The organism is Peribacillus butanolivorans, assembly GCF_001273755.1.
GTDB classification, from domain to species: domain Bacteria; phylum Bacillota; class Bacilli; order Bacillales; family DSM-1321; genus Peribacillus; species Peribacillus butanolivorans.
Window position 1 is genome coordinate 1,263,388 of sequence record NZ_LGYA01000001.1, and the last position, 10,957, is coordinate 1,274,344.

Sequence of the window (10,957 nt, forward strand, 5' to 3'; positions counted from 1 at the left end):
AAAAATAAAGAGGTTTAAATCATGAAAGAACCATTTGTTTTAATAGAAGACCAATATTTGCTCATTGACAGCTGGAGGCATCAAAACCTCCAGCTTGTAGCGGGCTTCTCCACGAAAGATGGGGGAGTTAGTTCTGGAAACTTTAAAACGTTGAATACCGGTTTTCACGTAGGGGATAAGCTAGATGATGTCCAGGAAAACCGCCGAATTTTAGCAGAAAAGCTATCTTTTCCGCTCGATGAATGGATAGGAGCCGAGCAAACGCATGAAACATATATCCAGCAAGTGACCAGTCTCGATGCCGGGAAAGGCGCAGCAGATTATGCTTCAAGCTTTAAGGCTACAGACGGGTTTTATACGAAGGATAAAAATGTTTTATTGACCCTTTGCTATGCTGACTGCGTGCCCTTATATTTTCTGGCTCCAGCACATGGTATGATTGGAGTGGCGCATGCTGGCTGGAAGGGTACCGTTAACGGAATTGCACGAAAAATGGTTGAAGCTTGGCAGAGTAAGGGTATAAAGTCAACGGAGATATTTGCTGTAATTGGACCATCGATTTGTTCAAAGTGCTATGTTGTTGATGATAAAGTGATAGATTTGGTGCAGAATTTGCTGGAAGATAATGACGAAAAGCCCTATAATTTAATCAGCGATGGACAATATCATTTAGACCTTAAACAGCTTAATGCAATGGTTCTTCAAAAATCGGGAATTCCAAAAAGTCAGATTGACGTGACATCATATTGTACAAGCTGTAATCATGACTTGTTTTTTTCGCATCGCCGCGATAACGGAAAGACAGGTAGATTGATGAGTTTTATTGGTTGGAAGGAGGATTTAGGGAAGCAGTGAAAGTAGTAGATAATTTAAAAAACATCGAAGAAAAGATAAATAAAGCATGTGAAATTAGTGGCAGGAACCGTGATGAGATAAAGTTAATCGCGGTGACGAAATATGTTTCCATTGAGAGAGCAAAAGAGGCCTTGGAAGCCGGCATATTCGATTTAGGTGAAAATCGAGATGAGGGTTTATTGAATAAATATGAAGTGCTGAAGGATGAGCCAAACTGGCATTATATTGGCTCCATGCAAACACGCAAAGTAAAGAATGTCATTGATAAAATTTCGTATATTCATTCATTGGATCGTATTTCTTTGGCAGAAGAAATACAAAAACGGGCAATTGAGCCGATAAACTGTTTAGTCCAGGTTAACGTTTCAGGTGAAGAATCTAAACATGGAATAGATCCTGAAGAGGCACTTGATTTTATAAACGGGCTATCAACTTTAGATAAGGTAAATGTTGCTGGATTAATGACAATGGCGCCTTTGACAGATGATGAACAGTTATTGCGTAGATGCTTCCGAAAATTAAAGGGACTTCAGGTGGAAATCCAAAAAGCTGGCTTAAGACATGCTCCATGCACTGAATTGTCCATGGGGATGTCCAATGATTTTACGATTGCGATTGAGGAAGGCGCTACAATGATTCGAATTGGTACAGCACTGGTAGGCGAAGAATTATAAGGAGGTACGCATAGATGACGTTCGTATCAAAATTTAAATCTTATTTCGCGCTGGATGATGAGTATGAGTACAAGGAAGAAGTGGTGGAAGAAGAGGAGGCTGAACAAAAAGTCGTGAAATCAGGTAAACAACAGCAGTCCGCTTCTACAGGAAATAACTCCAATAAGAATATCGTAAGTTTGCAAAGCGTACAGAAATCTTCTAAAGTAGTATTGTTGGAACCTCGTGCTTATGCAGAAGCCCAAGAAGTTGCGGACCATTTGAAAAACCGTCGTGCCGTTGTTGTGAACCTTCAGCGGATTCAACATGACCAAGGAAAGCGAATCATTGATTTTTTAAGTGGAACTGTCTATGCAATCAGCGGGGATATCCAAAAAATTGGAACAGATATATTCTTATGTACTCCAGATAACGTCGATGTTTCGGGTAATATTACCGGTTTCGCCGCCGAAGAGGAGTATGAAGAAGCGAGGTGGTAATGGTTAATGGGTTTAGTGCTTCAAGGTTTATATTATTTAATTGAAATTTATTCAATGGCATTAATCGGTTACATATTAATGTCATGGTTCCCTAATGCTCGGGAAACATCGATTGGCCAATTCCTGGAAAAGATTTGCGAACCTTATTTAGAACCGTTCAGAAAATTTATACCACCCCTTGGCATGATCGACCTTTCGCCGCTTGTGGCCTTGTTGGTTCTTAACTTTGCCAGCGGATATGGAATCTATTATCTGCAAACTTTAATCGGGTGATTAAATTTTAATCTGAAAATGCGTATTTCTTACTACACAGTTGGATAATGCTCCACTGTGTAGTAGCGCAACGAAGAAGTCATTATTTATATCCTGATGACCGACCATTAATTAGACAAGTAAGGAGCATTTATTCAATCATGAGTATTTATCAGCATTTCAGGCCGGAGGAAAAGGATTTTATCGATCAGGCAGTGAATTGGATTGACCAGGTGAAAAATTCTTATGCTCCAAAACTTTCTGATTTTCTCGATCCGCGTCAGCAGGAAATCCTTTCTGCCTTATTAGGGAATGATTCGGATGCAAAGCTGCAATTTTATGGCGGGAGTGATTTCGTTGAACGAAAACGTGTGCTCATTTACCCTGATTATTACTCTCCTGAACCATCAGATTTCAATATCTCCTTATACGATATCTCCTATCCAAAAAAATTTGTTACATTAGAGCACAGGCAAATACTTGGAACCTTGATGTCTCTGGGGGTAAAACGTGAAAAATTTGGTGATATAATAGTGACAGAGGAGCAAATTCAATTTATCGCTGCCGAAGAGATGGATTTATATCTCGTAGGAAACCTAGAAAAAATAGGTAGCGCTTCCGTTACGATTAAAAGGCTTCCCATCGAGAATATCATCAAGTTGGAAGAAAATTGGGAAGAGCAAGTAACTACTGTTAGTTCTTTAAGGCTTGACAGTGTGTTATCGTCCGTCTTGAATATTTCTCGTCAAAAAACACAAGTGCTGATAACTTCGGGAAAAGTAAAGGTGAATTTTAAGCAAACAGATAATGTTTCGGAAGAATGCCGCGAGGGTGATACACTTTCTATCAGAGGTTTTGGTAGATGTAAATTAGCCTCAATAGATGGAAAAACCAAAAAGGATAAGTGGAGAATCTCATTAGGCAGACAAAAATAATTCAATCGCAAGCAGGATTCATACATTTATTGTCGAATATAGAGTTTTAACATACTAGAGTAGAAACCGTTCTGGAGGTGCCGTAATGCCCTTAACCCCGATAGATATACATAACAAGGAATTTGGTAAAGTATTTCGAGGGTATGATGAAGATGAAGTAAATGAGTTTCTCGACCAGGTCATTAAAGATTATGAACTGATTTTGAGAGAGAAAAAAGAACTTGAAGAAAAATTAAACGAAACTTATGATCGTTTAGGACACTTTACGACAATTGAGGGTACACTTAATAAGTCGATTATTGTCGCACAGGAAGCAGCAGAAGAATTAAAGCGCAATGCTCAAAAAGAGGCCAAGCTGATCATTAAGGAAGCTGAGAAAAATGCTGATCGGATCGTCAATGAGTCGCTTGTGAAAGCAAGAAAAATAGCGATGGATATTGAGGATTTGAAAAAGCAGTCAAAAGTATTCCGGACACGTTTTAAAATGCTTGTCGGAGCACAGCTTGATTTGCTGGACAATGATGATTGGGATCATCTTCTTGATTATGAAGTAGATGCGACTGAAATAGAACTAAATGAAAGAGTGGAAGAGGAAATTTAAAGGTTTCCTTGACTTTAAACACTTTTTTCGCATATAATTTTTTAACAATACTATTCATGATGACATTAGACGATGACAGGGACAGTAGATTCTTCAAACACTTATATTTAGCGAGCCGGGGATGGTGCAAGCCCGGAATAAGCGAAGAATTTGAATATCACCCTTGAGTTCTGAGTTGAACCTGCTGTTGCAGTAAGTAAACGATGCGTTTCATTCACGTTACGAATGCTCGAGAGGATGGATTCGCTTTATTGTGAATCTTTCTAGCCAGGGTGGTACCGCGGGAAGCAAAGCTTTCTCGTCCCTTTTTTAGGGATGAGAGGGCTTTTTATTTTGTCCGGATATCAAGTCATCGGTTCGAATGAATTTGTGTAAAGACGGATGGAGGATTTTATAATGGAATATAAAGATACCTTATTGATGCCTAAAACTGAATTTCCAATGCGTGGTAATTTGCCGAAACGTGAGCCAGAAATCCAGGAAAAGTGGAAAGAGATGGACATTTATAAAAAAGTGCAAGAACAAACTGAGGGACGTCCTTTATTCATTTTGCATGATGGACCTCCATATGCAAACGGCGATATCCATATGGGCCATGCAATGAATAAAGTTTTAAAGGATTTCATTGTCCGCTTTAAATCAATGAGCGGTTTTCAAGCACCATATGTACCGGGCTGGGATACGCACGGACTACCGATTGAGACGGCACTAACTAAAAAAGGTGTAAAGCGGAAAGAAATGAGCGTAGCTGAATTCAGAAAGCTATGTGAAGAGTATGCGTACGTACAGATCAACAATCAACGTGAGCAGTTTAAACGTATTGGGGTTCGCGGAGATTGGGAGAATCCTTATATTACCCTAAAACCAGAATATGAAGCACAACAGATCAAGGTTTTTGGTGAAATGGCGAAAAAAGGCTATATCTACAAAGGAAAAAAACCTGTTTATTGGTCTCCTTCAAGTGAATCAGCCCTAGCGGAAGCTGAAATTGAATATCAAGACAAACGTTCTGCATCTATCTATGTTGCTTTTGAAGTCACAGATGGAAAAGGTGTAATTGAAGAAGGCGTAAAAATCATTATTTGGACAACAACACCTTGGACGATTCCAGCTAACCTTGGAATCTCATTGCATCCACAATTAAATTATGTGGTGGTATCTGTCGAAAATGAAAAATATTTAGTAGCTGAAGCTCTTCTTGAATCAGTTACAGAATCTCTAGGCTGGGATAACCCAACTATTTTGAAATCGGTAAAAGGTAGCGAACTGGACCGTGCCGTTGCTAAACACCCTCTTTATGACCGGGAATCACTAGTGATGTTGGGTGAGCACGTAACAACTGAGGCTGGTACTGGTTGTGTTCATACTGCACCTGGACACGGGGAAGATGACTTTATCGTCGGGCAAAAATATGGCTTGGATGTTCTTTGTCCTGTAGATGAAAAAGGTGTCATGACAGAAGAAGCAGGGGAATTTGCAGGATTATTTTATGATCAAGCAAACAAACCAATTACGGAAAAATTAACAGAAGTGGGCGCACTATTGAATTTGACGTTCATTACCCATTCTTATCCACATGACTGGCGGACGAAGAAACCGACTATTTTCCGTGCAACGGCGCAATGGTTCGCGTCAATTAAAGACTTCCGTGGTGAACTGCTAAAAGCGATTGAAGAAACGAAATGGGTACCGGCATGGGGTGAAACACGCCTATTTAATATGGTCCGTGACCGCGGAGATTGGTGTATTTCCCGTCAGCGTGCATGGGGCGTGCCAATTCCAGTATTTTATGCAGAAAATGGTGAACCAATCATCACTGATGAAACAATCAACCATATTTCAGAATTATTCCGCGAACAAGGGTCAAACATCTGGTTCGAACAGGAAGCGAAAGATCTTCTTCCAGAAGGGTTTACCCATGAAGGCAGCCCGAACGGTATCTTCACGAAGGAAACGGATATCATGGATGTATGGTTTGACTCAGGTTCTTCCCATCAAGCAGTACTTGAAGAAAGAGATGATCTGCAGCGTCCTGCTGACCTTTATTTAGAAGGTTCGGATCAATACCGCGGCTGGTTTAACTCATCGCTTTCAACAAGTGTGGCTGTAACAGGAAAAGCACCATATAAAGGTGTGTTAAGCCACGGGTTCGCTTTGGATGGTGAAGGCCGTAAAATGAGTAAATCGATTGGGAACGTTGTACTTCCATCTAAAGTCATGAACCAACTTGGCGCAGATATTTTACGCCTTTGGGTTGCTTCTGTGGATTACCAATCAGATGTAAGAGTTTCAGATCCGATTTTAAAACAAGTTTCTGAAGTATATCGCAAAATTCGCAATACATTCCGCTTCCTGTTAGGTAATTTGGATGGCTTTAATCCTGATACTGATAAAGTGGCATTCCAAGAATTACGTGAAGTCGATCAATATATGCTAGTAAAATTGAATAAGCTGATTACTCAATCGAAACAAGGCTATGAGAATTATGAGTTTGCTACAATTTATAATATGGTCAATAACTTCTGTACGCAGGACTTAAGTTCGTTCTACCTTGATTATGCGAAAGATATTTTATATTGTGAAGCACCTAACGGTAAAGATCGTATGGCGATCCAAACGGTTCTTTACGAATCATTGGTCAGCTTAACGAAATTGGTGTCACCAATTCTTTCTCATACAGCTGATGAAGTATGGGCGTTCATTCCAGGTGTAACGGAAGAAAGTGTACAATTGACATTGATGCCCGAAGCAATTTCAATCGATAATGCTGAAGCCATTGAAGAAAAATGGACGGCATTTATGGATGTCCGTGATAATGTCTTAAAAGCATTGGAAGAAGCTCGTAATCAGAAAGTTATCGGAAAATCACTGAACGCAAAAGTGATGGCATATGTAAATGAAGAAACAAAGAATCTGCTTGATAGCATCGAAGAGAGCTTTGAACAGTTATTCATCGTATCCGAGTTTGTAATCGCTGGCGATGTGGCAAGTGCCCCAGCAGAAGCGGTAAAACTTGAGGATATTGCTATTCTTGTAACAAAAGCAGAAGGTGAAACGTGTGAACGTTGCTGGAATGTTTCAAAAGAAGTAGGCCAAGTGGAAGAACATTCAACACTTTGCCCACGCTGTGCAACTGTAGTGAAAGAGCATTATGTGAATCAATAATTTAAAAGGAGGGCCGGTTCCCATTAGATGAGGGGACCGGCCTTTTTCATGGGAAATGGTTTCTAGTGTGTGAAACAGCCAAAATCATTTGCGAAAATAAATTGTTTCCTAAAAAAGGAAAGGAGAACCTTGTCAGCCCAAGCTTATATTCACCACGTGCTGATTGAGGTCTTCTGTTTTTCGTATTAGTCATTATTTCTAGTTTATGCTACAATTCAAAAGTGAAGATTTGATTAGTTTGGGGGAAAAAATGTGTTTTATTACTTAATTGCCCTTTTGGTCATAGCTTTCGATCAGCTGACAAAATGGATGATTGTGAAAAAAATGGAGTACGGAGAAAGCATTGAAATTATTGAAAACCTTCTATATATCACCTCGCATCGTAACCGTGGGGCCGCATGGGGAATTCTACAAGGTCAAATGTGGTTTTTCTACATCATCACCATCGCTGTCATTATTGGACTTGTCTATTATATTCAGAAAATGGCGAAGGAAAGCCGTTTGCTTGGAGTTTCACTTGCGCTCATGCTAGGCGGTGCGATTGGTAATTTTATCGACCGTGTTGTTCGTCAGGAAGTAGTCGATTTCGTTCATACCTATATATTCAGCTATAGTTTCCCGGTATTTAATGTTGCTGATGCTGCGCTTTCAATTGGTGTCGGACTGCTCGTGATTCATATGTTTTTAGAAGAAAAAAACGCTAAGGAGTAAGATAATGGATAAAAGGTTATACAGCATCGATGAAACACTAAAAGGCGTTAGGATTGATAAGGCTCTTTCTACATTAAATGAGGAATGGTCACGTACTCAAGTCCAGCAATGGATTAAAGATGACCATGTTTTAGTTAATGGGGCTGCAATAAAAACGAATTACAAATGTATTACAGGCGATACAATTGAAGTAACGATTCCTGAACTTGAGGAATTGGATGCAATCGCTGAAGAAATGAATTTGGACATCTATTATGAAGATGCAGATGTGCTGGTTGTTAATAAACCGAGCGGTATGGTTGTCCACCCAGCGCCAGGACATGTATCTGGTACACTTGTAAATGGATTGATGGCTCACTGCCAGGATCTTTCTGGAATCAACGGTGTAATGCGTCCAGGTATCGTTCACCGAATCGATAAAGATACATCAGGTTTATTAATGGTTGCTAAAAATGATATGGCGCATGAAAAGCTTGTTCAGCAACTGGTTGATAAAACTGTTACCCGTAAGTATCAAGCTGTAGTTCATGGGGTTATCCCACATGACTTCGGAACGATTGACGCTCCAATTGGCCGTGATAAAAAAGAACGCCAAAGCATGACGGTAACAGACTCTAACTCCAAAAATGCTGTAACTCATTTCCGTGTCATCGAACGTTTCACTGCTTTTACTTTGGTGGAATGTCAGCTTGAAACAGGAAGAACTCATCAAATCCGTGTTCATATGAAATATATCGGATTCCCGCTTGCAGGAGATCCAAAATATGGTCCGAAGAAGACGTTGAAGTTAGATGGACAAGCATTGCATGCCGGATTGCTTGGTTTCGTTCATCCTCGTACAAATGAGTATATGGAATTCGAAGCACCAGTTCCGGAAGAGTTCGAAAATCTTATTAATCAATTACGTAGAAGTAAGGATTGACAATAGAGTTTTTATGATATATTATAATAATAACTTAATGAGAACCTTTAACACAGTCCAGAGAGACTGAGAAGGAAACGGATACGCTAAATGGGATAATTGTACCCATAGCGATGAAATCCTCACGCCTTCTGGGTGTGAGGATTTTTTGTTAAAGGGGACAAATCAGATGAAAGAATTCGGGGTGGCCAATATGTTGAATGAGAAAGCAATAGTACTTGATGAACAGGCCATTAGCAGAGCCTTGACGAGAATTGCCCATGAGATTATTGAGAAAAATAAGGGGATTGAGGATTGCGTCTTAATTGGGATTCGTACACGCGGGATTTTCTTGGCTGACCGACTTGCAAAGCGCATCAATCAAATTGAAGGTAAAGAAATTCAGTTAGGTGAACTTGATATTACACTTTACCGCGATGACCTAACGAAAAATACGAATGATGGTGAACCGGTCGTAAAAGGTTCAGACATTCCAGTCAATATTAGCGATAAGAAAGTGATTTTAGTAGATGATGTTCTCTTTACCGGTAGAACTGTTAGGGCGGCAATGGATGCACTTGTAGATCTGGGAAGACCTTCACAAATCCAGCTCGCAGTATTAGTTGACAGAGGACATAGGGAGTTGCCGATCCGTGCAGATTTCGTTGGGAAGAACGTTCCAACATCACAATCGGAAAAAATTACCGTTACTTTAACAGAAGTAGATGAAGTAGATCAAGTCACTATACTAGAAAAATAAACAACAACATGAAAATTAAATAAGACCCTTTTAAAGACAGTCCAGAGAGGCTGGCAAAGGGGAGTCAATCGGGAGAGTTGTGCCTATGCATAGGCATCCGCCTTCTGAGAAACCCTCTTTGTATATACTGCAAAGAGGGTTTTTGCAGTTTTGATGCAATTTTCATGGGGGGGATACGAATATGGAAGAAATAAAAAGTGACGTCGTACTTGATGTTGAAGACGTACCTAGAGTTGGCCAGTGGATTACATTAAGCATCCAGCACCTATTCGCAATGTTCGGTGCAACGGTGTTAGTACCATTCCTAGTAGGGTTAAGCCCGGCTGTAGCACTGGTTTCAAGTGGATTAGGAACACTTTCATACTTATTGATTACCAAAGGTCAGATTCCCGCTTATCTCGGTTCATCCTTCGCCTTCATCACGCCAATTATTTTGGCAAAGGGGCTGGGCGGACCGGAAGCGGCAATGATCGGCTGTTTTGCAGCAGGGTTCATATATGGGATAATCGCCTTGATTATCCAAAAAGTCGGGTTACGCTGGTTAATGAATTTACTGCCTCCGGTTGTGGTTGGACCAGTTATCATTGTAATCGGGTTAAGCCTCGCTGGAACGGCTGTAGACATGGCGATGTATGATCCGCAAGATAAATACAGTGTCACATATATTATAATAGCGCTAATAACTTTAGCGGTAACCATTATCTGCAACGTTTTCTTTAAAGGATTCATTAACTTGATTCCCATTTTAATAGGGATTATAGTTGGCTACAGCTGTTCAGCAGTTGCGGGAATTATAGATTATGAACCAATTAAATCTGCACAATGGTGGGAAATGCCGAAATTCATGTTTCCTTATATAACTTATACACCAATCTTCTCATGGGAAGTCATTGCTATCATGGTCCCCGTGGCCGTCGTCACATTATCAGAACATATCGGCCACCAGATGGTACTGAGTAAAGTAGTTGGCAGAAACTTTTTGGAAAAGCCTGGTTTACATCGATCCATCCTAGGGGATGGAGCCGGAATCATGATTGGTTCCCTCATTGGTGGGCCACCACTAACATCATATGGTGAAAATATCGGGGTCCTGACGATGACAAAGGCATTTAGCGTGTATATCATCGGCGGAGCTGCTTTAACTGCAATCGTCTTTGGCTTTAACGGTAAGATTTCAGCTGTCATAAGCTCGATTCCTACAGCTGTGATGGGTGGAATATCAATCTTACTTTTCGGTATCATCGCTTCAAGCGGATTAAGGATGCTAATTGATAATAAAGTTGATTTTGATAAAAAACGCAACCTGATGATAGCTTCAGTCATCCTGGTACTTGGAATCGGCGGAGCGTTTGTACAATTATCGGATACGGTATCGCTATCTGGAATGGCACTTTCAGCGATTGTTGGAATCTTGCTTAACTTGATATTACCGGACAGAGAAAAAATTTCCGGAGACATCTTTGAAAAATAAGTCAAACTGTATCACACAATATATCACCTTTTAAAAGAAGTCCAGAGAGGCTTGAAAGGGTGTTGCTGTAAAGACAAATGAGAACGGGAAATAAACAGCCCTAGTTCTTGCAAGTCTTTATTACCTACACCCTGTCCTTAATGGCGGGGTGTT

General features: G+C 40.3%; 11 protein-coding genes. All 11 read left to right on the forward strand.

Annotated features, from left to right (window positions below; all coding sequences use genetic code 11):
• The first annotated feature begins 21 nt into the window (after positions 1-21).
• Positions 22-855, forward strand: a complete 834-nt coding sequence (gene pgeF / locus AKG34_RS06035; RefSeq protein WP_053345250.1) for a peptidoglycan editing factor PgeF — start codon at positions 22-24, stop codon at positions 853-855.
• Complete coding sequence (locus AKG34_RS06040) at positions 852-1,529, forward strand: YggS family pyridoxal phosphate-dependent enzyme (protein ID WP_053345251.1); 678 nt, start codon at positions 852-854, stop codon at positions 1,527-1,529. Before pgeF ends, AKG34_RS06040 begins: the two co-directional genes overlap by 4 nt.
• 14 nt (positions 1,530-1,543) lie before the next feature.
• Positions 1,544-2,008 carry a cell division protein SepF gene (locus tag AKG34_RS06045; RefSeq protein ID WP_053345252.1) on the forward strand — a complete coding sequence of 155 codons (465 nt, stop codon included), beginning with the start codon at positions 1,544-1,546 and terminating at the stop codon, positions 2,006-2,008.
• Positions 2,009-2,014: 6 nt separating this feature from the next.
• Complete coding sequence (locus AKG34_RS06050; protein ID WP_053345253.1) at positions 2,015-2,281, forward strand: YggT family protein; 267 nt, start codon at positions 2,015-2,017, stop codon at positions 2,279-2,281.
• A gap of 140 nt (positions 2,282-2,421) precedes the next feature.
• Entirely contained in the window at positions 2,422-3,195 is a 774-nt protein-coding gene (locus AKG34_RS06055) for a YlmH family RNA-binding protein (RefSeq protein WP_053345254.1), read from the forward strand.
• Between the two features lie 85 nt (positions 3,196-3,280).
• The gene (locus AKG34_RS06060; protein ID WP_053345255.1) at positions 3,281-3,796 is read left to right on the forward strand and encodes a DivIVA domain-containing protein; all 516 of its coding nucleotides are present in this window, start codon (positions 3,281-3,283) and stop codon (positions 3,794-3,796) included.
• Positions 3,797-4,192: 396 nt separating this feature from the next.
• Positions 4,193-6,961 carry an isoleucine--tRNA ligase gene (ileS, locus tag AKG34_RS06065; RefSeq protein ID WP_053345256.1) on the forward strand — a complete coding sequence of 923 codons (2,769 nt, stop codon included), beginning with the start codon at positions 4,193-4,195 and terminating at the stop codon, positions 6,959-6,961.
• Between the two features lie 252 nt (positions 6,962-7,213).
• Entirely contained in the window at positions 7,214-7,672 is a 459-nt protein-coding gene (gene lspA / locus AKG34_RS06070) for a signal peptidase II (protein WP_053345257.1), read from the forward strand.
• Between the two features lie 4 nt (positions 7,673-7,676).
• Entirely contained in the window at positions 7,677-8,594 is a 918-nt protein-coding gene (locus tag AKG34_RS06075; RefSeq protein WP_053345258.1) for an RluA family pseudouridine synthase, read from the forward strand.
• A gap of 193 nt (positions 8,595-8,787) precedes the next feature.
• Positions 8,788-9,333 (forward strand): bifunctional pyr operon transcriptional regulator/uracil phosphoribosyltransferase PyrR, encoded by a 546-nt coding sequence (gene pyrR / locus AKG34_RS06080; RefSeq protein WP_053348010.1) that lies wholly within the window; start codon positions 8,788-8,790, stop codon positions 9,331-9,333.
• 181 nt (positions 9,334-9,514) lie between these two features.
• A complete protein-coding gene (locus AKG34_RS06085; RefSeq protein WP_053345259.1) occupies positions 9,515-10,804 on the forward strand; it encodes a solute carrier family 23 protein in 1,290 nt (429 codons plus the stop codon).
• Positions 10,805-10,957: the final 153 nt, after the last annotated feature.